Here is a 26,219-nt window from a genome sequence, read left to right as displayed (position 1 = left end):
GGCTTATCGAATAATGCGTGCTTCCCGGGAAAGATTTTTTCTCTTTGGGGGCGAGTGTGAAGTCCGGATTATGTATGTAATAGGGAAAGCTCCGGTCCGATGGTCTCTCGCAGCATGACGAGGGCTTCCTCTTCGGCTGCTCGCATTTGGGCCTCGTCCTTTTTGCTCTTATCCTTCAGCCCACAAAGATGCAGTATGCCGTGGATTATAACACGATGCAACTCGTCTTCGTATCGGATGCCAAGAGTACGTGCGTTTGAGCGTACGGTATCGAGACTGATAAGCAGGTCGCCATTGATAGTATCCGCTTCGCAGGAATCGAAGGTGATGATGTCGGTGTAGTAGTCGTGATCGAGAAATTCTCGATTGGCTTTCAGGATATATTCGTCATCACAGAAGAGATAGGAGATTTCTCCCACCGCTTTGCCGTATTGGCTACATACTTCGGCTATCCACTTACTGACGATCCGTCTTCTGATCCGAGGGAGGCCGATGCCTTCAGCATAGAAATTGATTTTTGCCATTGTCTTGATTATCATTTTGCTCGGTTTCCGCACTCTCAACCAAAGAAAATATAAGTGGCAGCGATGGCTGTCAGTGCTCCGGCCAAATCGGCCAAAAGGGAGTAGCTCACCGTATAACGCGTATTGCGTATTTTGACGGCTCCGTAGTAGAGGGCTACCACGTAGAATGTGGTATCGCTGGAGCCCTGCACAATACTGCATAGCCGACCGACAAAGCTGTCGGCTCCGTACGTCTGCATGGCATCGACCATGAGCCCTCTGGCTCCGCTTCCGCTAAGCGGTTTCATCAGCATGGTCGGGATTCCTTCCACAAACTTCATATCCCCTCCGAAAAAGTCTATCAGCTTGCGCAATCCTTCCGTTATCAGATCCATGGCCCCGGAAGCTCTGAATATACCGATGCCGACCAGCATGGCTAGCAGATAGGGAATGATGGTCACTGCCGTACCGAAACCATCTTTTGCCCCTTCGATAAAGGCATTGTACACATTGATGCGTGCACGTAGTCCGCTGACGACGAATCCGCACATGATTCCAAACAGAAGAATGGACGCAAACGCAGTGCTGATGCTGCTGAATGTTTCCGGAGGAAGAGTACGTCCTGCATAGATTATCCCTCCGATGAAAAGAAGAGAAGAAAGAAGAAAAAGAAGAAGAGGTCTTTGGAGGAAATTGATGCGCTGCCTGATCCCTACGGCAAGGATGGCTACCAATGTGGAAGCAAACGTAGCGATCAGTATCGGGACAAAGATGTCGGCCGGATTTGCCGCTCCGGCCTGTAGGCGATAGGCCATGATGGAAGAGGGTATCAGCGTAAGCCCACTGGCATTGATGGCCAAAAACATAATCATGGCATCGCTGGCTTTATCTTTTTGCTGATTAATCGTTTGCAAACTCTCCATCGAACGGATACCGAGGGGGGTAGCAGCATTGTCGAGGCCCAACAGGTTGGCCGATATATTCATGAAAATATTGCCCAGCGCGGGATGGTTCTTAGGTACGGAAGGGAACAATCGGCTAAGGATCGGGGAGCTGACCTGTGCCAGCTTGCCAATAAGACCGCTTCTTTCTGCTATTTTCATCAGACCGAGCCACAGAGCGAGTACGCCGGTCAGTGCAAGTGCTATCTCAAAGGCATTCTTCGACTGGCTGAAAGAAGCCTGCACCATCTCATCGAATACGGACACATCGCCGAAAACTATGAATCGAACGAGTGCCACAATGAGCGAAACGAGGAAAAAAGCTACGAATATGTAATTAAGAACCATCTTGTAGGAAGAGAAACTATTATTTGGCCAAGAATTGGGCTATAGCCTTCCTGATCTGCTCTACACAGGTAGCCAAATCATCATTTACAAAGCGCAGGTCGAAAAGATGTGCATAACCGATTTCTTTCTCGGCCTTGTCCACGCGCTGCTTAATAGTTTCCACTGAGTCCGTGCCTCGTTTTTGCAAACGAGAACGCAGCTCTTCTATAGAAGGAGGCAGGATAAAGATGGCCAATGCCCTATCTCCATAATACTTCTTGATGTTCTGTGCTCCAACGACATCAACATCGAAAATGACGTTTTTCTCTTCCTTCAGGATACGCTCCACCTCGCTTTTGAGTGTGCCATAGTATTTGTCTCTGTACACTTCTTCGTACTCTACGAATTCATTGGCTTCTATTCTGCGTCTGAATTCTTCCGGAGATAAGAAGTAATACTCTCGTCCATGCTGCTCTTCTCCTCGGGGTGCACGGCTGGTCGCCGAAATAGAGAAATGAAGGTTAAGCTCTCTGTCCGTAAGAAGTTGTTCGATGACGGTGCTCTTGCCTGTTCCGGATGGGGCCGAGATGATGATTAGTTTGGTCATGGGTAATTTTGTCTAAATATGTAGTGGAATGGTTACAATACGTTCAGTACCTGCTCTTTGATCTGTTCTAATTCGTCTTTCATCTGTACGACGATTTGCTGCATCTCCACATGATTGCTTTTGGATCCGAGCGTATTGATTTCTCTACCGATTTCTTGTGCAATGAAGCTGAGCTTTTTCCCTTGTCCGGGTTCGCCTTGCATGGTTTGGATAAAATAGGAAAGATGATTCCGCAAGCGATGCTTCTCTTCGTTTACATCCAATTTCTCGATGTAATAAATCATCTCTTGTTCGAATCGGTTCTTGTCGTAGTCCTTCTCTGATATTTTGGTCAGGTTTTCCTCTATCCGCTCTTTGATTCGTTGGATCCTCTCTGGTTCATACTGCTCGATCTGCAAAAGCAAAGAAGAAATATTAGATATTTTCTCCGTGAACACCTGCTCCAGCATAGCACCCTCTTGTTTGCGGAATTCGATTAGCTGATCAAGAGCTTTCCGACAAGTTTCAATCATGACAGCCCATTCATCTTCTGGGATTTCTTCCTCTTTTTCTTCATCCACCCGAATGACTCCGGGGATCCGAAGCAGCTGTTCGAACCATCCTCCTGCAGGTACTTCCACTCCCATCTTTTCGCCAAATTCCTTGAGTTGGGAGAAATAAGAGGACATCTTTTCTGTATCGAATATCTGAGATACAACATCTGTACTGCCGGATTCTTCGAGAAACAGGCTGAAATCCACTTTTCCCCGCCCTATGTCGGCCGAAACCAAAGCCCTGAGAGGTAGTTCTCTATAACGGTAACGGCTGGAAATCTTCGCTGACAGATCGAGCTGTTTGCTATTGAGCGACTTGATGGTCGCAGTTATTTTTTTATCGGCAAATTGAGTTGTATGCTTGCCGAATCCGGTCATAGATAGAATCATAGTCTTTTTTATATGCGGTTAGGGGAGAAAATAAAAAGAGAATCACAGACTATCATCTATATATAGTCGGTGATTCTCTCATAAATCTATCTTACAGGTTACGCCCGTGGCACTGTTTGAACTTTTTGCCGCTTCCGCAAGGACAAGGATCGTTCCGCCCGATCTTATTTTCGTTTCTTATCGGTGTCTGGGGAGCAGCTGCGCCCTGAGGTCTGCTTGCCGCATCTCTTTGTGCTTTCTGCTGGGCTTCTATATCGTCTTTCTGTGTCCGATACTTGCTCATATCCGTACGCTGTTCGGCCGCGTGTCGGATCTCAATTTGCCGCCTACGCTCCAGCTCTTCCTGAGAAGGAGCATCCGGTACCGGTATCCGAGCACGCATTAGGATCGCTACGGTCTTACGATTCATGGCTTCTACCATTTTGCGGAACAGTTCGTAAGATTCGAGCTTATAGATAAGTAGTGGATCTTTGTTTTCGTAGCTCGCATTCTGCACGGAATTGCGAAGTTCATCCATCTCACGCAGATGCTCTTTCCAAGACTCATCGATAGTATGCAGTACGATAGCTTTCTCAAATTCTTTGATGATGCTTTTCCCTTGAGTTTCGTCTGCTTCACGCAAATTGCATCCAACATTATATACACGCTTACCATCCGTAATGGGGATTAGAATTCGCTCGTACACGGCAGCTTGGGTCTCGAACACCTGATGAACGACAGGATAAGCTACTTCTGCGATCAGGTCCATCTTACGTTGGAAAGACTTGTAAGCTTCATCGAAAAGCATATCGGTCAGCTCTTCTGCTTTCTTGCCTCTGAATGCTTCTTCCGTGATAGGAGACTCTATCGCAAGTGCACGCATCAGATCTTCCTTAAAGCCTTCGAAATCATTGGCGTCTGCATAATTGTCAATCAGAGCCTTACATACATCGTATATGGTATTGAGTACATCCATACCGATTCGCTCTCCCATCAAAGCATGACGGCGACGGGTATAAATGACTTCACGTTGCGAATTCATTACATCATCGTACTCAAGCAGATGTTTACGGATACCGAAGTTGTTCTCTTCCACCTTCTTTTGGGCACGCTCTACGGACTTACTCAACATGTTGTTTTCGAGCACTTCGCCTTCCTTGAAACCTAAGCGATCCATCAATGCTGCGATCTTCTCCGTGGCGAACAAACGCATCAGATGGTCCTCAAGCGAAACATAGAATATGGACGAACCGGGGTCTCCCTGACGACCGGAACGACCACGAAGCTGTCTGTCCACTCGTCTGGATTCGTGTCTTTCTGTACCGATGATGGCCAAACCTCCGGCTTTCTTAACCTCGGCAGAGAGCTTGATGTCGGTACCACGACCGGCCATGTTCGTTGCGATGGTAACAGTTCCTTTTTGACCGGCCTGAGCTACAATTTCGGCTTCCTTCTGATGCAATTTGGCATTGAGCACATTGTGTTGGATACCACGCAAGCGTAGCATTCGGCTCAACAATTCAGATATTTCCACAGAAGTCGTACCGACAAGTACAGGTCTGCCCTCTTCGACAAGGCGTACAATCTCTTCGATGACCGCCGCATATTTTTCACGCGCCGTCTTATAGATACGATCATTCATATCCTTACGGGCGATAGGCTTATTCGTCGGAATAACTACAACGTCCAGCTTGTAGATGTCCCAAAGCTCTCCTGCTTCAGTCTCAGCTGTGCCGGTCATCCCTGCCAGCTTATGATACATGCGGAAGTAGTTCTGGAGAGTAATGGTTGCAAAAGTCTGTGTCGCGGCCTCTACTTTCACACGCTCTTTCGCCTCGATAGCCTGATGAAGACCATCCGAATAGCGGCGTCCGTCCATGATACGTCCGGTCTGCTCGTCTACGATGAGCACCTTATTGTCCATAACCACGTATTGATCATCCTTCTCGAAGAGAGCATAGGCTTTGAGCAGCTGATTGACAGTATGTACACGCTCGCTCTTGATAGAATAGTTGGCTATGATCTCATCCTTGGCTTCGCGACGTTTTTCTGCATCGGATTCCATATTATCCAAAGCAGATAACTCAGCTGCAATATCAGGCAAGACGAAGAACTTCGGGTCATCTGTACGGGATGTCAGAAGGTCGATACCCTTCTCGGTAAGCTCTACGCTATTACGCTTTTCGTCTATGATGAAATACAATTCGTCTGTGACCAAATGCATATTCCTCATATTTTCGGCCATGTATGCTTCTTCGGTCTTCAGCATAGAGCTCTTGATGCCGGGTTCGCTCAGATACTTGATCAACTGTTTATTCTTGGGAAGGCCCTTGAACGAACGATAAAGTAACAGAGAACCCTCTTCCTGTTCTTTCTTGTCTTCAGATGCCATCTTATTCTTGGCATCGATAAGCAATTGTGAACAAAGTTTGCGCTGAGCCTCGACAACTTTCTCCACATTGGGCAAAAACTCCTCGAACAACTGATCTTCACCTTTGGGAGTAGGACCGGAAATGATCAACGGCGTTCGGGCGTCATCGATCAATACGGAATCGACCTCATCGACAATGGCGTAGTTGTGCTTACGCTGTACCAAATCCTTAGGACTCGTGGCCATATTGTCGCGCAAGTAGTCGAAGCCGAATTCGTTATTGGTACCAAATGTAATATCTGCATTATAGGCCTTGCGGCGGGCATCCGAATTGGGCTGGTGCTTATCTATACAATCCACGGTCAAACCATGGAACATATACAGTGGCCCCATCCATTCCGAGTCACGTTTGGAAAGGTAGTCATTGACCGTCACCACATGCACCCCATTACCGGTGAGAGCATTGAGGAATACAGGTAAGGTAGCTACCAGTGTCTTTCCTTCACCGGTAGCCATTTCGGCGATTTTCCCTTTGTGCAATACTGTACCACCGATGAGCTGAACATCATAGTGGATCATGTCCCACAAGATTTCATTGCCTCCTGCTACCCAGTGGTTTTGGTAGATGGCGGTATCTCCCTCGATCGAGACGAAGTCATGATTGATGGCAAGGTCACGATCAAGATCAGTGGCTTTAACTCGAATAGTTTCGTTTTGGGCGAATCTGCGAGCAGTATCCTTGATAATTGCAAATGCCTCGGGGAGAATTTCGTCCAAAACGACTTCCATTTTGTCCAAAATCTCTTTTTCGAGCTTGTCTACTTTTGTCCAAATCTCCTCTCGTTCGTCCAAGTCCTTGCCTTCCACCTCGACTTTCAGCTTGTCGATTTCTGCCCTCTCATCTTTTACATAGTCCTGTATCTTTTGGCGCAAGATGGCTGTACGTCCGCGAAGATCGTCGTCTGACAGCCGTTCGATTTCGCCATATGCAGCTTTGATCTTGTCCACAAAAGGTTTTACCTCTTTCAAGTCACGCTGCGATTTGTTGCCGAAAAGCTTCGACATGAATTCGTTGAATCCCATTTATCTTATTGTATTTTTTTGTAGCTGTTATGATGTGTGTGGAGTATTCGCCTAAGAGCTAAAGACTCCTTTCTCTTCTTTCCGAATAGTATGTTCAGAGAGCCACTTCGGGTAATGGCAAGGCACGAGCCTCTGTCGGAGGACGTATGCGGAGGATATACGCCAAGGTGGGAGCTATCTCTGTCGAAGAGATAGTTCGCTGCACTCTTTGTCCTTTTATGCCGGGTATCACCAAGATAAAAGGAGCTGCTACGGCATTATAGCGTATTTGCTTTTGACCTGAATTCGGGGATGCCTCCTCTTCTCCTTCTATCCATCCTCCTTGCAATTGCAAACATACATCCGCGGATTGCCCCAATCGGAACGAACGGACAAAACGATTCGCTTCTTCGTTAATTGCTCCCGAACCTATTTCATGTGCCGGCAATGCAAGTCGTACACCACTCATCTGTCGGGCAAATTCTGCCACTTCTGATTGAAGCCGGCGCATATCGACTTGCTTCTTTTCTGCCAGTTTTTTATCCAGAATCAACCGGCCATCTGCATAATCCAACACCCATTGTCCCTGTCCGTGCAGAGCCATCAAATACATATTGATCAAAGCTTTGCATCGCTTGGGGCTGAAGTAGCGACGGCGCTTATGGGGGAATATGCTTGCCTCCGGGATCGAACTATCGAAGTGGCCTGTTCCACTCAGAGCTATTATGCAGTTTGCCAAGCCAATCTTCTTGTCCAAAGCCGTGAACAGGCGAGCAAGTTGGGCATCCAAGCGACGGTATATGTCCACCATCTCGGCCTGATGCTCACTCTGATGTTTGGCAGGGTATCTTCCTGCATAATAAGTGAGCGATAGCAGATTGGGTTGTTTGGCCAGTTCCAATCCTCCATACTCGATCAGTCGGAGAGCCAAAGTCGTGACTTCTTCATTGATCGGGGCAGATCGTTTGAAAAGACTGATATTGGAATGACTGAATCTGTGAGAGAAAGCAATGGGATCTCCACCCACAGGCAAAGATTGGGGCGAGGACATAGGAGTCCATACGACATTGCTTAATTTAGAAGAGGGGGAGTCCGCCGAGGAGTTGAACTTATCGATGTACCAAGGGAAATCTTTGTAGTAGGTAGTCGTAGCCCACATCCCCTTACGATCTTCGATCCAGAATGCACCATTTCCTGACTGACCTGCGGCCACGATTGCCGCTACGGCATTCGGTGCTATCGCATAAACCTTGCTTCTTCCATCCGTTGCACTCCGTAGTTCGTCACCGATAGTGCCGGAAGTGAGCTTGAGAGGAGACAGATGCTCGGATGTATAATTGCCTAAGAAGTTTTTGTCTTCCAAAATGGATACCGACCTGTTCTTTTCTCTGTCGAATACAGTACTGCCTGTAATACTGTGACGATTGGGATAGGTACCGGTATATATACCTGCAATAGCCGAAGCTTCGTCTACGCCATCGAACCCGAAATCTACATTGCTAAAAACAAGTCCATCCTGCAGCAGATGATTGAATCCACCTGTGCCATATTGCGAGCGACAAAACGAGAGGAGATCACCCCTCAATTGGTCAATGGTAATTACCACCACCAGCTTGGGATGAACCGATTGCCCCTGTACCGTAACATTCCCTATAGCCAATACGGCCAAAAGGGTCGTTACCAGTCGTTTCACCGAACGTTCTTTTTCCATCTATTTACTAATATCCAGCGAGCGGAAAGCAACCATAGAGCAATGCCGGACACATAGAGTGGAAGCACTACTTGTTGGGGCAGAAACCATATTGCCAAACCGATCAAACTTAGCTCTGCAAAGTTAATAAAATGATAGACAAAGCCTGCTCGGTGAAAGCGTGGTACCGCAGTCAGAGGCAACCCGATAAGCAGATGAAGGGGATGAAGCAGGAAAAGATTGTAATTCGGGTTGGTATGCGGATGTTCTGAGAAAAATGACAGAATGAAAATAACACATCCTGATAGTCCCATAATGGTTAATAAAACAGAGTCATATAGATAGCATATATCCTTGCGACGGACATCCCAAACAGCTACTGCAATAGAAACTATCAGCAAAGCTATAGAAGCCAATAAAGGCGTAGGCCAACCCTCCTCCGCAGGCTCCATACTGGCCAGCTTAGCCGGAAACCATTCCTTGGTATCCCTGATGAGTGGCGTTGATCGACCATTGGGGTAGAGTAGAGTGGTACGTGGTAGCAGATCCAACATTCTATTCGGTAGGAATAGCTGCTCCTCCGGATTGGCATAAGTATCTGTTTCCGCTCCGAGAGCCAGATCGATACCGAACTTGACCCAAGGGGCATCGGTACAGCATTCGTCGATCAGCTGTCTCCACTTTCTCTCCTCACCCTCATGAGGGATTTGCAAGGTAGCTCCTGTAGTTTCTTTTATGATCTCGATGAGGCGAGTAGCACAGTTGTCATAAAAGATATTATAGCGGTATCGTTTATTTTCGGGGCGAATATTCCATGTCAAATACTGCTCGGCTTTCTCGATCTCTTCCTGTGTGAGATTCAATACTAATTCCACGATTCCTCTTCCGCTCCGAAGGTATTCTTCTGCATAATAGGATGTATAAAGAGCTTCAACGTAGTAATCTGTTTCTCCTCGCACAAATCGAAGCATGAAATTAGGTTCGTTATAGTCGAACATGCCATAATTGTAAGCAATATCCGTTCCTTGTACAAGATTGAGAATCCTGAATGCGACATGACCGTAGCGAGTATATACTGCTTCTGTGGAAGGAGAAGAGATCAAGAGGCTCATCTGCAGGCCTTGATCTTTCATCTCCGTGCTATCTGTCTGTGCATTGGCCGGAAGTCCGCTACCCAATAAGACAGTCAAGATGACGGAGAATAGTCCGGCCGAAACCTTCAGTGTACTTAGATATTTTTTTGCCATTGTGAATTGCCAATATGTATGAAAGTATTTCGTATTATTTTCCGCATAAGCTTGCGAACGGGCAATAGCTGCAAGTCCGTATATCCTCGGTTCCTGTAAAAGGAATATCGGGATCGAACAATTCGTCCAAACAAGTTCGCAACCTCTCTTCGAACATTTCGCAAATTTGATCAAAATCCGTAATCTGCTCAATTGCTTTCCCCACTTCCTTGAGAACGACCACACCCGTGTAATCCTCTTTCTGCTTGTACAGCTCCTTAAAGCCATATATCGTGGGACACAGGGGGAGTTTGGAACCCTCTCCCTCATTCTCCATTTGCATCTTGGCCATGAGGGCATATAAGAGCGTTTGGGCTATGGCTGTCGGATGTCTTTTGCCTTTTCCTGCCATCGGGTGTTGGAACATAAGGTCCCATGAGCCAAGCTCTGTGGTAGTATCTCCACTTTTGTAGTCCACTATACGCCGATATTCCTCATTCAACTCGTCAATGCGATCTATGATTCCGTGTAGCCGCACTCGGCTACCATTGCTAAGAGAGAAGCTGCCTTTGACTTTGCGCTCTGAGTCTATGTAGCGAAAGGGAGCCAATGATTTGTCATGCTCCAAGATCCGTCGCACATACTTCTCTATCATGATGCAATAAAGATGATTCAATCCCGACAAAGCTCTCTGAGTATCGGCCGATCGGAGATATTCTTCCGTGTATGCTTGCCTTACTATCCTCGCGATAGTAGCATTCTTCGGATCCAACCACCGAGATAAAATATCCGAAGAAACTATCCCACTACCACAACAAGGCTTGTAGATCAACTCCATGGCACGATGCACCACGGTACCGAAATCATTGGCAGCCATCAGTTCATCGGAAGCATTCTCCTCTCGTATCCCTCTGACGTTTTCAAAATAAAAACGAAGAGGACAAGCCACATATGTATTGATGCTGCTGGCCGAAAGAGCGGACAGACGTTCTTCCGGATCGAATGATTCTTCGTCCTCGCATTCGAGGAACCGGTGCAGTCTCGTCAGTACATCTCCCTCTTTCTTGACACATATAGCAGGAGTATGTGGAAGCGAACCTGTCAGGTGCAATTCCTGTACCTTTAGAGACATATCGAAAAGGAAATGCATCTGTCGGATATAACGGCTCTCCTCTCCTCCTCCAAGCTGGTCCGAACGAGCATCGTACAGCATCGTTACACTTTCGGCTCGCTGAATGAGACGGAAAAAATCATAAGATTGGGTGGCTTCGTTTACCTCATTGACCGGAAGTCCATATCCTCTTCGCAATGTGTAAGGTATCATTGTCGTTTCATAGACACGCGATGGAAGTTTACCCTCGTTGGCAGAGAGAATGATCAGGTGTTTGAAATCCAAAGTTCGCGTTTGATCTATTCCCATGATTTGCAGGCCTACCAGAGGTTCTCCCTCGAACGGGATGCTCACTCCGGATACCAATCCTTGCAACAGAAGAGCCGCAGAACGAACTGACATATCCATGGCATAGGATTCGACCAGTCCTCTGAGCCTGTTCAGCATATTGCGATAGTGATAGATCTGCTCCAGCTCCATATTATTGGTCTGTTCCGATTGGTCATACTCCGAATCGGTTAGTTGGAAGAGCATGCTTTCGGCAATTTTTTCAAGGAGCAGGAACAACCGGTCGAGTAGCTGCTGTCCACTATCCGGTCGGCTAAAAAGCAGATCGGTCAGTTCATCGCCCCAAAGTCTCTCCTCCGGTACGTAGTACTGCTTGCTTACTTCCCGATCCGAGAGAAGAGCACGCGAATGATCAGTCAATAAGGGAGCGAGAAGAACACTATTGAGCAAGTCAAGAACAGCATCCGTCCGAAAATGAGGAACTTTTTGAATAAGACGGATTTCTGCCTGTACTTTGATCCACTTCTCGACAAGAATGGAAATGGCATTCTGAGAGAGAGGATAGCCCATAGTCACATTGATACGTCCTACAGTCTCGGCCAGACTGCTCAATACGGGCATCAACATTCGTGTGTCGGGAAGAATGATAGCTGTTTCTATTCCTTCCTTGTCAGAATAGCCTTCAGGGTATAACTCCTCGATCAGCTGCGGCAAAAGTTTGGCCTGAACAATCTCGGAGGCGGTACGTATGATCCTGATATCAGGAGCCGGTTTGTCTTCCGATGAGCCTGTTCGACCGTTCTCGGAAGACTCTCGCCACGGAGTCTGTTGCCCGAAAATCTCTTTGTTATGATCCAGAATAGTGCGGGAAAGATTACCTGCCGAATGCAATAGAGAGAGGTCATCATCAAAGCAAAAATCACATATCCCTTCCGCTTTCATACGAACGAGAATATATTCCTCGACAGGAGAAAGGGCGAACAAACCGACAAAGACATATTTATCAGGATGCATATTCCCCCCTCTGTCTGCGGATGAGAGCAGCTCTCGTACCGATGTTTCTCTTTGCCGGAGGCGATCAGCAGTATGACGAAGGATCATCCCATGGTATCCGTTGCTTTGGTCTGCAAGGCGTTGGTTGAACCGAGTATAAAGTGGAGATAATAGCTTCCAGAAGTCCAGAAAGCTCTGCTGACATCCATTCTCCATTTTGCCGTTTGCCGGGGAAAAGGATTCCCAAAAACTGCGAATGGCTGCTACCTGTCTTTCGCTCAAAAAGGAGAAATCGTTCTCCATCTCCCGAAAGTCTTTCAGATTGCTGTACAAGGCTTTGGCCGATACGAGGTGTTTGTCTATCTCATTGAAGTCTTTCAGGATAATATCGCCCCAAAAAATAAACTGATCGAAAGGTTCCGCCTCAGGCCATATCTCTTTGTAAGTATTGTATAGCTCGAATAGCAAGGCCGTTCTGTCAAGCTCTTTGTAGGGAGACAGCCCCAGCAGCAAATCCTTCAGATTCGTGGTCCGAGGTGCAAACAAAGGCTTTGGGCTAATCTCCGACAGATGGCGCTTGAAAAAAAGACCGGCTCGTCTTTCAGGAAAGACGAAGCAAAGCTGGTGGATGTCCTCCCCGAACTCTTTGTAGTAGTGGGTTGCTATCTGTCTAAGGAAAGGGAGCATAAGGCAATAGCGTTATTCAAGATGTGTAGAGCCATGGGGGCATATATACTGCGCGTATGATAATAGACATAACCCAAGTAAGCACCCAAGACGATTCGGGGAAAAAATCCCATCAGTTCGAGATGCGCAATGCTGAAAACGATGGCAGTCAGCCAAACGGCAGCATGCCATCTATTGCGAGTAACACGACGCATCCAGCGCAATACGGCTCCTCTAAAAAACAATTCTTCCGTAATGCCCGGTATTATTGCAATAGCAAGCAAAGCCCATCCTTTGCCTCCCTGTATCATCTCCTTTATCAGACTTGTATAATGGGTACCGCTACGGTCGATTTCTTCTTGCCAAGCCGGAGGGAGAAAGGGTAGAAGGAGCTTTACGCCTTTGGTCGTTAATACTACGGCCAAAAGGCATCCGGCATAAGAGAGTAACAGCAATACTATTTTGTGCCAATCGGTCTGATACGGTTGTAAGCCCAAAAAAGATGCAGGCCTGTCTGAAAATAAAAAGGCTTGCCATAAAGCCCCTCCCCCGAATACCACGACGCTGAATAAGCTTGTCGCCAATAGCAACGGCAAGCCTTCCTGTCCGTACCCGAACAGAGTAGGGGCTAAGTGAAGCACAGAGATCAGGAGATAGCCAATAATGAGTATCAGAGCGAGATGACTGAGTATAGACCAATTCTTAAAAAGAGCCTTTTTCATTGCTTACAAAAATACGATGGAAACTCAACAAAGCCAAAGCCTCGGAAAAAGCATTTCTCAGCAAGAATACGACCAATGGCTATAGATCGATGCCGATAGTAGAGAAATAAGGGACATTGTTAGTGCTTTGCTTGACGGAAAATACAAGGAAAAGGCAGATAAAAAAAGAGAAAAGGCTGATAAAAACCGACCTTTTCTCTCTCTAATGCGGAAGCGACGAGATTCGAACTCGTGGTACAGTTACCCGTACGACAGTTTAGCAAACTGTTGGTTTCAGCCACTCACCCACACTTCCGTAGTACAAGGGGTTGCCCGAATACGATCGCAAAGATACTACATCTTTTGATTTACACAACCCTTGCAGGCGTGTAATTTCTCTCGAATTTTTAGTCAAAGAGCTTGAAAGGAGCAGATTCTGAGCGATAGCCCAAGAGATTGCACAGTCTTTTATCTCTATCTGTATCCATGTATGCTCGGATGGGAGCCTCCTCTCTCGGAGCAGCTGTGCCGGATTTGTTCGTTGCAATGTCTTGAGAAGACCGTGCGTTAAGTGTGCAAAAATGAAGGCTGTGTAGTGAGGGAGAACCTTCTGCACAGCCTTCGGCTTGTAATGTGATACGAATATTCTACAGGATGTTTTTTCGAAAGGAATCAAAAAAGCATCCTTCTTGGACTCATGCTTACATCATGCCGCCCATTCCTCCCATACCTCCGGGTATGGCCGGTGCGGCAGGATTGTCTTCTTTCTTGTCAGCGATAACGCACTCCGTAGTCAGGAACATACCTGCGATAGAAGCCGCATTTTCCAATGCTACACGCGTTACTTTGGCCGGGTCGATAACACCGGTGGTGTAGAGGTTTTCGAAAACATCCGTACGGGCATTGTAGCCGAAGTCGTCCTTGCCTTCTTTCACCTTCTGTACCACAACGGCACCTTCTTTACCGGCATTCGCTACGATCTGACGAAGCGGCTCCTCGATGGCGCGTTTTACGATTTCGATACCGGTGGTCTCGTCTTCGTTCTCTCCCTTGAGACCATCCAAAGCAGCTATGGCACGAATGTATGCCGTACCGCCACCGGGTACTGTACCCTCTTCGATCGCAGCACGCGTTGCACTCAGAGCATCTTCTACGCGATCCTTCTTTTCCTTCATTTCCACTTCGCTGGCGGCACCCACGTAAAGAACTGCTACACCGCCGGCGAGCTTGGCCAGGCGTTCTTGCAGTTTTTCGCGGTCGTAGTCGCTGGTCGTATTCTCGATCTGAGCTTTGATCTGCGTGATGCGTGAAGCGATGCCTTCTTTGTCTCCGGCTCCATTAACGATAGTAGTATTGTCCTTATCCACCGTTACTTTCTCAGCCGTACCGAGCATGTCCATCGTAGCATTTTCGAGCTTCAGGCCGGTCTCTTCGCTGATGACTGTTCCGCCCGTCAGGATAGCAATGTCTTCGAGCATAGCCTTGCGACGATCGCCGAATCCGGGAGCTTTCACGGCACAGATCTTGAGGCTGCCGCGCAGACGGTTTACAACCAAGGTAGCCAGTGCTTCGCTATCGATGTCCTCTGCAATGATGAGGAGGGGCTTGCCCGTCTGAACCGTTTGTTCGAGGATCGGGAGCATCTCTTTCAGTACGGATATTTTCTTGTCATAGATGAGGATGAAAGGATTCTCCATTTGCACTTCCATCTTATCCGTATTCGTCACGAAGTAGGGAGAGATATAGCCGCGGTCGAACTGCATACCTTCCACTACTTCTACCGTAGTGTCGGTTCCCTTGGCTTCTTCTACGGTGATAACGCCTTCTTTCTTCACCTTGCGCATGGCTTCGGCAATGAGGCTACCGATATTCTCGTCTCCGTTGGCGGAGATCTTGGCTACGTTCTCGATCTTTTGGAAGTCATCGCCCACTTCCTTAGCCATACCTGCGATGTGAGTTACCACAGCCTTTACAGCCTTGTCGATACCACGCTTCAAATCCATCGGATTGGCTCCTGCCGTAACGTTCTTCAGACCCACGCCGATAATGCTCTGGGCGAGGATCGTAGCCGTAGTCGTACCGTCACCGGCATCGTCATTGGTCTTGGAGGCTACTTCTTTCACCAACTGGGCACCCATGTTCTCGAACGGGCACTCCAATTCTATTTCTTTCGCTACGCTCACACCGTCCTTGGTAATGTGCGGAGCTCCGTACGTCTTGCTAAGGATAACGTTACGACCTTTCGGCCCGAGGGTAACTTTAACGGCATTTGCCAGTGCATCTACGCCCTTTTTCAGAAGGTCGCGAGATTCCATATCGAATTTGATTTCTTTTGCCATAGTCTTTATTATTTATTGTTTTTCTTTTTTGGAGGATTATTGTCTCTTCCTTTACCACTGGGGTTTCCTGTTTTTGAAGGCCAACCTGCAGTGTTACCTTGTTCTGATTTTTTTGTTTTGCCCATTAGATGATTGCCAAGACATCGTTTTGGCGCATGATGATATATTTTTCGCCCTCCAGCTCTATTTCTGTGCCGGCATATTTGCCGTAGAGTACGGTGTCTCCTGCTTTGAGCACCATCTCTTCGTCTTTCGTGCCGTTCCCGACAGCGATTACTTCACCCTTGAGAGGTTTCTCTTTGGCCGAATCCGGAATAATGATACCGCTCACTGTTTTTTCTTCTGCTGCAGCCGGCTTTACGAGTACGCGGTCTGCCAATGGTTTGATGTTCATTGTTGCTTGGTTTGTTATTGTTAGTTGATTGTTTGCTTGTACAAATGGGAAGCTTCTTATGTAGCTCCGCAATTTTTATGTCAATAGCTATACCAATGCCGATTTCCTGACTGATTCCTGTCGGAATATACTTTTTTCGCTGTCAGAATGGCAGGATTGTGCAAACTGTCATTTGCACGTGGCAGAAAAAAGGAGGAGTCGGCCGGAAAAAAGGTGTTATCCGTTGGCGGTGTAGAGCTTCATAACGGCTTCGCACTGTTCGTCCGCTGGGAGCAGGGCATCTATCCAATGAATGAGGAATCCGCGACGCTCCATGCCACGGAACCATGTCATCTGGCGTTTGGCGAATTGGTGAATGGCCGTTTCGAGTCCGGTAAACATGGACTCGTAGTCCGTCTGCCCCGTCAGATACAGGGTGACGAATTTGTATTCCAGCCCGTAATAGATCAGATCATCGGCCGGAATGCCACTGTCGAGAAGTCCCTTGACTTCCTCTATCATACCCTCGTGCATACGGGCATGGAGCCTGTCCGTTATCCTTGTGCGTCGGGTGTCGCGATCCAGATCGAGACCGATGATCAGACTGTCGATAGGAGGAAACTCGGTGCTTTCGGCCGGATTGTTCTTGATGTATTCGGCTATTTCGATAGCCCTGATAGCTCGCTGTGCCGAGTCCACGTCCGTCTTGTTGTGCAGAGGGCCGTATGCAGCCAGTATAAGAGTCAGCTCTGTCAAACTCTTTCCTTGCAGGCGATCACGAAGCGTCGGGTTGGGCGGAACATCGGGGAGGTGGTAGCCTTTGAGCACGGCTTCGATATACATACCCGTACCTCCGCAGAGGATCGGATCCATGCCACGAGCGAGGATCGATGCGTAGGCTTGGTGAAAGTCGTGCTGATAAGCAAAGAGGTTGTATTTGTCCCCTGCCGGTCTTATATCGATCAGGTGGCAAGGGATTGTAGTCCCTCCCACCTGATAGTCGGCCAAGTCTTTGCCTGTGCCGATGTCCATGCCACGGTATATCTGTCGCGAGTCGGCACTGATGATCTCGGTTTCCAACCGATATGCGAGGCTTACGGCCAGACGAGTCTTGCCGCATGCCGTAGGCCCCAGGATCGTTATCATCCGCGATCTTTTAGTATGACGTCGTGAGCACCGCCTTCGACGATACTGGTGCTGCTCACGAGGGTAATCTTGGCTTTCTCTTGCAGCTCGGGAATGGTAATGACACCGCAACTGCACATCGTAGCCTTGATCTTGCCGAGTGTGATGAGCAGGTTGTCCTTCATCTTACCGGCGTATGGAACGTAGCTGTCCACTCCTTCTTCGAACTTGAGCGTCTCGGTGCCGCCGCTGTCGTAGCGTTGCCAGTTCTGAGCGCGGTTCGATCCTTCGCCCCAGTATTCTTTGACGATATTGCTGCCTATCTTCATCTTCTTGGTCGGCGACTCGTCGAATCGAGCGAAATAGCGTCCCATCATCAGGAAATCGGCACCCATGGCCAATGCCAGCACCATGTGGTAGTCATGTACGAGCCCTCCATCGCTACAGATGGGAACGTAAGTGCCCGTTCGTCGGTAATAGTCGTCACGTGCCTTGGCTACGTCTATTACAGCCGTTGCCTGACCGCGACCGATCCCTTTCTGCTCGCGTGTGATACAGATGGAGCCTCCTCCGATCCCTACTTTGATGAAGTCCGCACCGGCCTCGGTCAAGAAGTTGAACCCATCGCGATCGACCACATTCCCTGCACCTACGGGCAGGCTGTCTCCGTATTTCTCCTTGATCCAACGGATCGTATTGCTCTGCCAGTCGGAATAGCCGTCCGATGAGTCGATGCACACCACATCCACACCGGCCTCCACCAGTGCAGGTACTCGCTCCTTATAGTCGCGCGTATTGATACCGGCACCCACGAGGAGGGTCTTGTCCGTGTAGTTGGAGAGTTCGAGCGGATTGTTCTTGTGGCTGTCGTAATCTTTACGGAAGACGAAATACTGCAGATTCTGATTTTCGTCGATGATCGGCAGCGTATTGAGTTTGTTTTCCCAAATAATATCGTTGGCTTCGCTCAGCGTAATACCGACCTTGCCCACCGTAAGTCTCTCGAACGGCGTCATAAAATCTTTGACCGGCTTCGAGGGCGAGTCCGTGCTGACGCGATAGTCTCTGCTCGTGACGATACCCATCAGACGGCCATTGGACGAACCGTCGTGAGTGATACCTATATTATTATGTCCTGTCCTTTTGACCAGATCCAATACATCGGCCAGCGTATTGTCCGGCCTGAGGTTGGAGTCGCTGGTGACAAATCCGGCCTTGAACTTCTTCACACGACGAACCATCTCGGCCTGACTCTCTATACTCTGCGACCCGAAGATAAACGAAAGTCCCCCGTTGCGTGCCAATTCGATAGCCAGTGTATCATTGGAGACCGACTGCATGATGGCCGAAACGAATGGGATATTCAGCTTGATACGGGGACTCTCATCGCGATCGAACTTAATGAGAGGAGTCTGAAGAGAGATGTTTTGGGGAGTGCACTGTTCTGTAGTGAGGCCGGGAATAAGAAGATATTCGCCGAACGTCCTGGAAACTTCATTGATGAAGACAGCCATGTTCTGATGTGGTGTTAGGTGTGAAACTCTGAAATTTCCTGCCAAATTTATATGCTTTTTCCCAAACAGCCAATCTTTGATCGCAGGTGCAGATTCGAACAACGTGCCGGCGGCATTACGATCGAGCTTGCCCTCATCATGTGACACCCCGTTGCCGGAATGAAAACCATGCTTTCTGCCACGAATCGGGCAGTGTCGCTTCCTTCGTATCCGGCTAAGGGAATATCCTATCCTGCGAGAAGAAAAAAATGACTCGTGGGGCATGCTGCTCACATTGCCGTCTCGGTTCCAAAATCGGCTCTATTGTCGTTCTGAAAAACGTGGCGCGAGAATTTTTTTGTTTCCGGAAGGAACGAAAATTTTCTCGCGCCACGTTTTTCAGAACGAATTAAAGGGAAAAATTTTGGTGCGTAAATATCCTAAAGCGAGATTATAGAACATTGCCTCTTGCATCCTTTGTCAAATAAGCTTGTTATACGTATTGAAAGAATTCGTCTGCCATCCATCGCCCTCTTCTTTCGATACTCCGTTCGGCTATGGGTATTGTCGGTTCATTTGTGGCTCGCAGTGCGGCTATCACCTTTTATTTGTAATAAAAAGGTCTCGATCGGGGATTTTGCGCCTATTTTGTAAAGTCTGTTTTGCAAAATAGAAAAACTATACTACCTTTGTTACCTAAACATTGCGATACCCAATCATGAATAACTTTTTCAAAATACACGACAACTTGCTACGCAACCTATCACCTTCGCTGCGTAGGGGATTGATGGATGAGATCGATTGGAACGACAGACTGATCGGTATCAAGGGTGCACGAGGCATGGGGAAGACCACGTTCCTCCTCGACTATGCACGCGAAAACTTCGGTATAGGCAATAGAAAATGCCTGTATATTAATCTGAATCAACTCTATTTCACTACAGAATCTTTGGTGAAGTTCGCCGGTGAGTTTGTCAAGCAGGGTGGAGAGACACTGCTACTCGACCAAGTATTCAAATATCCCAACTGGTCTGTAGAGCTGCGTCAGTGTATGGAGCTATATCCGGACTTGCGCATTGTCTTTACAGGATCTACGGTGATGCGCCTGAAAGAAGAAAATCCCGAGCTGAACGGACTGGTTACATCGTACGTTCTGAACGGTTTTTCATTCCGCGAATTTCTCAATCTCAAAACAGGGCTGTCGCTCCAGCCTTACAGCTTCGATGAGATCGTATCCAACCACGAACAGATAGCCCCACGAATCCTCGAGCAGGTGAATCCTCTTGACTGGTTTCAGGACTATCTTCACCATGGATACTATCCCATATTCCTGGAGGATAAGAACTATTCGGAGAATCTGCTGAAAACGCTCAATATGACGCTTGAAGTAGATGTGCTTTTCATCCGACAGATCGAACAGCGATTCCTGCACAAACTGCGCAAGCTGCTCTACCTGCTGGGACAACGTGCTCCCGGATCGCTCAACATATCGAACATTGCGAAGGAAGTAGACACTTCTCGCACGACGATAACCAACTATCTGAAGTATCTGTCCGAAGCCAGACTGATCAAGGAGCTTCACCGCGAAGAGGAGACGGGAGCCAAGAAGCCGGCTATGATCTATCTGGACAATACCAATGTGGGATACGTAATCCAGCCGGAACCTCTCAACTATATAGACGTACTCAAAACATTCTTCCTCAATCAGGTCAAGAGTCGCAACGAAGTATGTTTGGGCTCTCGATCTCAAATCGCATTCTGCGTTAATCGCCAATATCAGTTCTGCATAGATGAGAAGATGAGCCGTCGCTACAGACCCGACCGCTACTATGCCATCCAGAACATGCGCAGCGGTACGCGCAACATGATCCCCCTCTGGCTCTTCGGATTCCTGTACTAAAAAGGGCAACGGGCTATGAAGGTCGATCGGGGCATCCGCTTGTCCTCACTTTGCTCTGATCCCTTAGTGTGCAGACGAAGAATATGGACAGAGCCGTTGCATCCGCAACAACCGACTCTGTTTCAGAGTTGCTAATTAGAATACAAGACCGAATTATTACTTTTTATAACTAAAAACCAAAATGGCTAAAGAAAAAAAATTCCTAACTTGTGACGGGAACCAAGCTGCTGCACATATAGCTTATATGTTCAGCGAAGTGGCTGCCATTTATCCGATTACACCTTCGTCTACGATGGCTGAGTACGTGGACGATTGGGCTGCTGCCGGCCGTAAAAACATTTTCGGCGAAACGGTAAGAGTCCAGGAGATGCAAAGCGAAGCCGGTGCAGCCGGTGCAGTTCACGGCTCGTTGCAGGGAGGAGCACTAACCACAACCTTTACGGCATCACAGGGCCTATTGCTCATGATTCCGAATATGTACAAAATTGCGGGAGAGTTGCTACCCTGTGTTTTCCACGTTTCGGCACGTACTATCGCCTCCCATGCCCTCTCCATCTTCGGAGACCATCAGGATGTCATGGCTGCACGTCAGACCGGCTTTGCTCAGCTCTGTACCGGATCCGTGCAGGAGGTCATGGATCTGGCCGGCGTAGCACACTTGGCAACGCTGCGTACTCGCATCCCCTTCATTCACTTCTTCGACGGTTTCCGAACCTCTCATGAGATTCAGAAAATCGAAGCCCTCGACAATGAGGACTTAGCCCAGTTCATCGATTGGAACGATGTAAAGCGTTTCCGCAAGCAAGCTCTCAATCCGGAGTCGCCCGTGACTCGTGGCACAGCACAGAACGGTGACATCTATTTCCAGAACCGTGAAGCATGTAACCGCTTCTACGATGCAGTGCCCGAAGCTGTTCAGTATTACATGGATCAGCTGGCTACGGTCACCGGACGCCACTACCATCTGTTCGACTATTACGGAGATCCCGAAGCCGAGCATGTGATTATTGCCATGGGTTCGGTGACAGAAGCTATTCGCGAAGTGATAGACTTCCTCCGTGCCAAAGGCGAGAAAGTCGGACTGCTCAGCGTACACCTGTACCGTCCTTTCAGTGCGAAGCACTTCCTTGCTGCTATGCCGAAGACCGTGAAGCGCATAGCCGTACTCGACAGGACAAAAGAACCCGGAGCAACGGGCGAACCGCTCTACCTCGATGTAAGGGATTGCTATTATGGCATGGAAGACGCTCCGTTGATTGTGGGTGGTCGCTACGGTCTTTCTTCCAAGGATACTACTCCGGCGCAGATGAAAGCCGTATTCGACAATCTGAAGCTGAATGTCCCGAAGGATCATTTCACCGTAGGCATCGTCGATGACGTTACTTTCACCTCTCTGCCTCTCGGAGAAGATCTGATCTTCGATAATCCGTCACTGGTGGAAGCCAAATTCTATGGACTCGGTGCCGATGGTACTGTCGGAGCCAACAAGAACTCGGTAAAAATCATCGGTGACAATACGAATAAATACTGTCAGGCTTACTTCGCTTACGACTCGAAGAAATCGGGTGGATTCACCTGCTCGCACCTTCGTTTCGGCGATACGCCCATACGCTCTACCTACCTTGTGGTGACACCGGACTTCGTGGCTTGCCACGTGCCTGCCTATCTACGTATGTACGACGTGCTGAAAGGTCTGAAGAAAAAAGGAACTTTCCTGCTCAATTCGATTTGGGCTCCGGAGGATATAGAACAACATCTGCCCAACAAGGTAAAGCGTTATTTGGCGAAGAACAACATCCGATTCTACACGATCAACGCTACCGCCATAGCACAACAGATCGGACTGGGCAACAGGACGAATACCATCCTTCAGTCGGCATTCTTCAAGATTGCAAACGTGATCCCGTACGATCTGGCTGTAGAGCAGATGAAGAAATTCATCATCAAGAGCTATGGCAAGAAGGGTGAAGACGTAGTCAATAAGAACTTCGCCGCAGTGGATCGAGGTGGCGATGTGGTGGAGATAACGGTGAAACCCGAATGGGCTGACCTGCCCGACGATCCCGTGGTACGCCACGAGGGAGACACGGACTTTGTCCACAATGTGGTACGTCCGATCAACGCACAAGCCGGAGACGACCTCCCTGTATCCGCTTTCCTCGGACGCGAAGACGGTACATGGGATTCAGGAACGGCCGCTTCCGAAAAACGCGGTGTGGCAGCATTCGTTCCTGTATGGGAAGCTGACAACTGCGTACAGTGCAACCAGTGTGCCTACGTTTGTCCTCACGCTACGATTCGTCCGTTCGTCCTCACCAAGGAAGAAGAGGAGAAAACCGGCGTTAAGGTGCTCAAGGCTGTCGGAAAACAGTTCCCCGACATGGGTTTCCGCATCCAGGTGAACGTAATGGATTGTCTCGGCTGTAGCAACTGTGTGGATGTATGTCCGGGCAATAAGAATGGCAAGGCTCTGACCATGCAGCCTATCGAGGAGCAGTACGAAGAACAAAAGAACTGGGATAAGATGATCTCCGGCGTGACCAGCAAGGCACACTTGGTGGACATCGCGGCCAATGTGAAAAACTCGCAGTTTGCTACCCCGCTCTTTGAGTTCTCGGGCGCATGCGCCGGTTGTGGTGAGACTCCCTATGTGAAGCTGATCACCCAGCTCTATGGAGACCGCCAGACGGTGGCTAACGCTACAGGCTGTTCTTCCATCTACTCTGCTTCGGCTCCTTCTACTCCTTACACGAAGAACGAGCGCGGCGAAGGCCCGGCATGGGCCAATTCATTGTTCGAGGACAATGCAGAGTTTGGTCTCGGTATGCACTTGGCATATAAGAAGATGCGTCGTCGCCTTGTGAATCTTGCAGAAGAAGCTCAGCAGTCTCCCTGCTGCTCGGACGAGCTGAAAGCTCTCTTGAGAGAATGGGTAGAAAAGCGTCAGGATGCTGCCGCCAGCAAAGTTCTTGCCGATAAGATCAAACCTCTTGTCGCTGCTTGTGATTGTGATATCTGCAAGAGAATCGGCCGTGTCGATTCATTCTTCATCAAGCGTGCACAGTGGATCATAGGTGGAGACGGTTGGGCATACGATATTGGTTTCGGTGGTTTGGATCACGTGATTGCCACCGGCATGAATGTGAATATCCTCGTTCTCGATACAGAGGTTTATTCCAATACGGGAGGACAGTCGTCCAAGAGTACTCCGATCGGAGCTATAGCCAAGTTTGCTGCAGCCGGTAAGCGTATCAGGAAGAAAGACCTCGGCATGATTGCTGCTACCTACGGCTATGTCTATGTAGCACAAGTGTCTATCGGAGCCAATCCGGCACAGACTCTCAAAGCTATCCGCGAAGCGGAAGCCTACGACGGGCCTTCTATCGTTATCGCCTACTCGCCCTGTATCTCACACGGTATCAAGAGCGGTATGGGCAAGACTCAGGCCGAAGGTAAGAGAGCCGTTGAGTGTGGCTACTGGCACCTCTGGCGCTACAATCCCGAACTCGAGAAAGAGGGCAAGAATCCATTCCAGATGGATAGCAAAGAACCGAACTGGAGCGAATTCAAGAACTTCCTCAAAGGCGAAGTCCGCTATGCTTCGCTGTACAAGGAATTCCCCGAGGATGCCGAACAGCTTTTCGACGCTGCGTTCGAAAATGCCCAATGGCGCTATCGTAACTACATGCGTATGAGTGCGGCAGACTGGTCATTGCCTCTCGGTGTTCAGGACATCAAGGAAGAGAAAGACCGCGAGAACTAAGCGTATAAAATACGTCCTCATAACAAAATCGAGGCTGTGCAGCAAGGATTCCATCCTTAGCGACACAGCCTCTACTGTTTCTACACGTATTCATTTGTTTCTGCTCAAACTGCAGCCTCAGTTCTCTTCTCTTGTTTTTTCTCCTCTTGCCGATTTCAGGAAAGATATTGGGAGTGCCTCGCGAAAAGTGTGTATTGGCAGAGTGCCGTGTGCTGCAATATGAAAAGATAGCCCTGTAAAGCGATTTGTACAGCTCTGTAATCAAGCCTATTCAGAAGGTGGGGGCAATAGATTCTTGCTTTAAGTCGTACAATCGTATAACCCAATCTATTGCTTCAAACAAAGAAATGAAGGGGCTGTGTCAAAATTCATTTTTGGCGCAGCCCCATTTATTTTGGTTTGGGGTTGGTTAAGCCACCGGTTTTAGCCTTTGAGGGATATTTTTGTGTCTTTCGAGGAGGTAGAAGCGTATGAGGCCGAGATTGAAGGTTGATATAGGTGTTTTCAGAGTGTTTTTCTCCTTTCGAGCAACCTTAGCACATAGTTTCTTCAGATTAAAGGCCATAGCTAGAAAGGCGAAGTCCATCTTTACCAGCTCTAAACCCATATGTCTGAAACGGCGATACCCCATGTTGGCCTTGAATTGCCCGTAGACTGCCTCCGGCTCAATACATCGTCGCTTGCGGTGCTCTAACCCTTGCTCAGAAGTAAGCCGATCTCTAGCCTGAGCTTTGTATGCATTGAGGCGATGATTCACTTCAATAATCCTGTTGCCCTTGGCCTTAAAGCATAATCCTCTCAGCGGACAATCTGTGCAATTCTCTGCCGGATGGAAGGGATTGGGTTTGTAGCGCGGGCGTTGCTCCAGATGAAAACGATTGTACTTGACATAAGCCTGACAATCAAGTTGCTGCATCAAATGATAGTTTTCCTCCGAACCGTAGCCTGCATCGGCCACTACAGTTTGTGGGTAATGTCCATAACGCTCCTGTATTGAGGATAGAAAGGCTGGGAAGGTCAGTGTATCGGTGGGGTTGGGGAAGAAGTCAAAGGCCGTGATGAATTTTTCATTGGTGGCTACCTGCAGATTGTATCCGGGCTTAGTCCGGCCGTTGTTCATCGCATCCTCCTTCATGCGCATAAACGTCGCATCGGGATCGGTCTTAGACATCGAATTACGTGTCCCGGTTCTCTTCAAGCGGGCATTGTAATGAGCCAATTTAGTGCGATGTTCGTTCAGTTCTTTGAGTTGCCTCTTACGCCTCTGCGTACCTCTGCCTTTTCTTCTTTACTCTTAGCCTCTGCTTGCTTGATCTCGAGTGAGGTATTCAGCTCTTGGGCTATCTCGCCCAGAAGTTCCGGAGAAAGCTCGACAACCTCTTCAAGGGACTCTTGATCTTGGGCGATGACATCGTCCACCTGCTCAAGCAACACCTTAATTTTCTCTTCAAGTTTAGCCTTATTACGCTCGACACTCTTGCGTCAGACAAAGGTGTATTTAGTCATCCCTTAAAAAGCATTTGCAAGTGAGAAGTCATTCATCGATGGTCTCTCGCTTAGCTTTTCGCTTATTATTTTGAGCAGGTGCAAAAGAGCCTTCATGGCTCTTTTGAAGTTGTAAGCAGCAGCTGCCAATAGTATGTTCACAGCATCCCCTGCCACTCCCTTGTAAAAGTTGCGGTTTAAACGATGATCTGATTTCAAGTGTCCAATGGTAGGTTCTATGCCTGCTCGCTTGCAGAATAGTTTGTGTTTCTTGCGCTTCTGATACCTGCTATCTGAGGGCTTGGGAACATCCGGTATTAAAATCTGAGTGCCATTAACCTCTTTCTTACCCC

16 protein-coding genes, 1 tRNA gene and 1 pseudogene are annotated in these 26,219 nt (G+C 48.3%); 2 read left to right on the top strand and 16 right to left on the bottom strand.

All coding sequences use genetic code 11. From position 1 onward, the window contains the following. Positions 1 to 68: 68 nt before the first annotated feature. From ybeY to HQ49_RS10010, 14 genes are all read right to left on the bottom strand, one after another. Positions 69 to 524, bottom strand: a complete 456-nt coding sequence (gene ybeY / locus HQ49_RS10075; protein ID WP_039419771.1) for an rRNA maturation RNase YbeY — start codon at positions 522 to 524, stop codon at positions 69 to 71. Between the two features lie 35 nt (positions 525 to 559). Next, positions 560 to 1,792 (bottom strand): nucleoside recognition domain-containing protein, encoded by a 1,233-nt coding sequence (locus tag HQ49_RS10070; RefSeq protein WP_039419747.1) that lies wholly within the window; start codon positions 1,790 to 1,792, stop codon positions 560 to 562. Positions 1,793 to 1,811: 19 nt separating this feature from the next. Further along, positions 1,812 to 2,378 carry a guanylate kinase gene (gmk, locus tag HQ49_RS10065; RefSeq protein WP_018965016.1) on the bottom strand — a complete coding sequence of 189 codons (567 nt, stop codon included), beginning with the start codon at positions 2,376 to 2,378 and terminating at the stop codon, positions 1,812 to 1,814. A 32-nt stretch (positions 2,379 to 2,410) separates the two neighbouring features. Next, positions 2,411 to 3,301, bottom strand: a complete 891-nt coding sequence (locus HQ49_RS10060) for a YicC/YloC family endoribonuclease (protein ID WP_039419746.1) — start codon at positions 3,299 to 3,301, stop codon at positions 2,411 to 2,413. A 91-nt stretch (positions 3,302 to 3,392) separates the two neighbouring features. After that, a complete protein-coding gene (gene secA / locus HQ49_RS10055; protein ID WP_449421066.1) occupies positions 3,393 to 6,716 on the bottom strand; it encodes a preprotein translocase subunit SecA in 3,324 nt (1,107 codons plus the stop codon). Between the two features lie 112 nt (positions 6,717 to 6,828). After that, on the bottom strand, positions 6,829 to 8,424 hold the full coding sequence (locus HQ49_RS10050) for an alkaline phosphatase family protein (protein WP_039419744.1): 1,596 nt from the start codon (positions 8,422 to 8,424) through the stop codon (positions 6,829 to 6,831). Further along, positions 8,403 to 9,650: a lipoprotein N-acyltransferase Lnb domain-containing protein gene (locus tag HQ49_RS10045; protein ID WP_039419743.1), complete on the bottom strand. Its 1,248-nt coding sequence runs from the start codon at positions 9,648 to 9,650 to the stop codon at positions 8,403 to 8,405. Before HQ49_RS10045 ends, HQ49_RS10050 begins: the two co-directional genes overlap by 22 nt. A gap of 34 nt (positions 9,651 to 9,684) precedes the next feature. After that, positions 9,685 to 12,708 carry a PD-(D/E)XK nuclease family protein gene (locus HQ49_RS10040; RefSeq protein ID WP_039419742.1) on the bottom strand — a complete coding sequence of 1,008 codons (3,024 nt, stop codon included), beginning with the start codon at positions 12,706 to 12,708 and terminating at the stop codon, positions 9,685 to 9,687. Further along, on the bottom strand, positions 12,684 to 13,409 hold the full coding sequence (locus HQ49_RS10035; RefSeq protein ID WP_039419741.1) for a CPBP family intramembrane glutamic endopeptidase: 726 nt from the start codon (positions 13,407 to 13,409) through the stop codon (positions 12,684 to 12,686). Before HQ49_RS10035 ends, HQ49_RS10040 begins: the two co-directional genes overlap by 25 nt. Before the next feature lie 208 nt (positions 13,410 to 13,617). Continuing rightward, a tRNA-Ser gene (locus HQ49_RS10030) sits at positions 13,618 to 13,704 on the bottom strand. Between the two features lie 385 nt (positions 13,705 to 14,089). Further along, a complete protein-coding gene (gene groL / locus HQ49_RS10025) occupies positions 14,090 to 15,727 on the bottom strand; it encodes a chaperonin GroEL (protein ID WP_039419740.1) in 1,638 nt (545 codons plus the stop codon). Between the two features lie 124 nt (positions 15,728 to 15,851). Beyond that, complete coding sequence (locus tag HQ49_RS10020; RefSeq protein ID WP_004585060.1) at positions 15,852 to 16,121, bottom strand: co-chaperone GroES; 270 nt, start codon at positions 16,119 to 16,121, stop codon at positions 15,852 to 15,854. Between the two features lie 216 nt (positions 16,122 to 16,337). Beyond that, positions 16,338 to 17,246, bottom strand: coding sequence for a tRNA (adenosine(37)-N6)-dimethylallyltransferase MiaA (gene miaA / locus HQ49_RS10015; RefSeq protein WP_039419739.1), 909 nt, complete (start codon positions 17,244 to 17,246; stop codon positions 16,338 to 16,340). After that, a complete protein-coding gene (locus tag HQ49_RS10010; protein ID WP_039419770.1) occupies positions 17,243 to 18,739 on the bottom strand; it encodes an IMP dehydrogenase in 1,497 nt (498 codons plus the stop codon). The genes miaA and HQ49_RS10010 overlap by 4 nt, the downstream gene beginning before the upstream one ends. Before the next feature lie 697 nt (positions 18,740 to 19,436). Between HQ49_RS10010 and HQ49_RS10005 the strand changes: the two genes are divergently transcribed. Continuing rightward, the gene (locus HQ49_RS10005) at positions 19,437 to 20,618 is read left to right on the top strand and encodes an AAA family ATPase (protein WP_018965003.1); all 1,182 of its coding nucleotides are present in this window, start codon (positions 19,437 to 19,439) and stop codon (positions 20,616 to 20,618) included. A 181-nt stretch (positions 20,619 to 20,799) separates the two neighbouring features. Then, positions 20,800 to 24,381 (top strand): pyruvate:ferredoxin (flavodoxin) oxidoreductase, encoded by a 3,582-nt coding sequence (gene nifJ / locus HQ49_RS10000; RefSeq protein WP_039419738.1) that lies wholly within the window; start codon positions 20,800 to 20,802, stop codon positions 24,379 to 24,381. Positions 24,382 to 24,790: 409 nt separating this feature from the next. Here the strand turns inward: nifJ and HQ49_RS09995 are convergent. Together HQ49_RS09995 and HQ49_RS11010 are read right to left on the bottom strand one after the other, a co-directional pair. Continuing rightward, positions 24,791 to 25,881, bottom strand: a pseudogene (locus HQ49_RS09995) (transposase); the annotation flags it as partial. A gap of 9 nt (positions 25,882 to 25,890) precedes the next feature. Further along, positions 25,891 to 26,219: transposase (locus HQ49_RS11010; protein WP_152569178.1), on the bottom strand; the 329-nt coding region annotated here is incomplete at its 5' end.

It is taken from the genome of Porphyromonas gulae (genome assembly GCF_000765945.1).
In the GTDB taxonomy this organism is placed as follows: domain Bacteria; phylum Bacteroidota; class Bacteroidia; order Bacteroidales; family Porphyromonadaceae; genus Porphyromonas; species Porphyromonas gulae.
This window is presented reverse-complemented; position numbering and strand designations above follow the sequence as displayed.

Bases quoted from the DNA above. Each gene is read 5' to 3' on its own strand.
- secA (WP_449421066.1), bottom strand. From the start codon at position 6,716: ATGTCGAAGCTTTTCGGCAACAAATCGCAGCGTGACTTGAAAGAGGTA.
- HQ49_RS10020 (WP_004585060.1), bottom strand. From the start codon at position 16,121: ATGAACATCAAACCATTGGCAGACCGCGTACTCGTAAAGCCGGCTGCA.
- HQ49_RS10035 (WP_039419741.1), bottom strand. From the start codon at position 13,409: ATGAAAAAGGCTCTTTTTAAGAATTGGTCTATACTCAGTCATCTCGCT.
- gmk (WP_018965016.1), bottom strand. From the start codon at position 2,378: ATGACCAAACTAATCATCATCTCGGCCCCATCCGGAACAGGCAAGAGC.
- HQ49_RS10005 (WP_018965003.1), top strand. From the start codon at position 19,437: ATGAATAACTTTTTCAAAATACACGACAACTTGCTACGCAACCTATCA.
- HQ49_RS10040 (WP_039419742.1), bottom strand. From the start codon at position 12,708: ATGCTCCCTTTCCTTAGACAGATAGCAACCCACTACTACAAAGAGTTC.
- HQ49_RS10070 (WP_039419747.1), bottom strand. From the start codon at position 1,792: ATGGTTCTTAATTACATATTCGTAGCTTTTTTCCTCGTTTCGCTCATT.
- groL (WP_039419740.1), bottom strand. From the start codon at position 15,727: ATGGCAAAAGAAATCAAATTCGATATGGAATCTCGCGACCTTCTGAAA.
- miaA (WP_039419739.1), bottom strand. From the start codon at position 17,246: ATGATAACGATCCTGGGGCCTACGGCATGCGGCAAGACTCGTCTGGCC.
- HQ49_RS10045 (WP_039419743.1), bottom strand. From the start codon at position 9,650: ATGGCAAAAAAATATCTAAGTACACTGAAGGTTTCGGCCGGACTATTC.
- nifJ (WP_039419738.1), top strand. From the start codon at position 20,800: ATGGCTAAAGAAAAAAAATTCCTAACTTGTGACGGGAACCAAGCTGCT.
- HQ49_RS10010 (WP_039419770.1), bottom strand. From the start codon at position 18,739: ATGGCTGTCTTCATCAATGAAGTTTCCAGGACGTTCGGCGAATATCTT.
- HQ49_RS10050 (WP_039419744.1), bottom strand. From the start codon at position 8,424: ATGGAAAAAGAACGTTCGGTGAAACGACTGGTAACGACCCTTTTGGCC.
- HQ49_RS10060 (WP_039419746.1), bottom strand. From the start codon at position 3,301: ATGATTCTATCTATGACCGGATTCGGCAAGCATACAACTCAATTTGCC.
- ybeY (WP_039419771.1), bottom strand. From the start codon at position 524: ATGGCAAAAATCAATTTCTATGCTGAAGGCATCGGCCTCCCTCGGATC.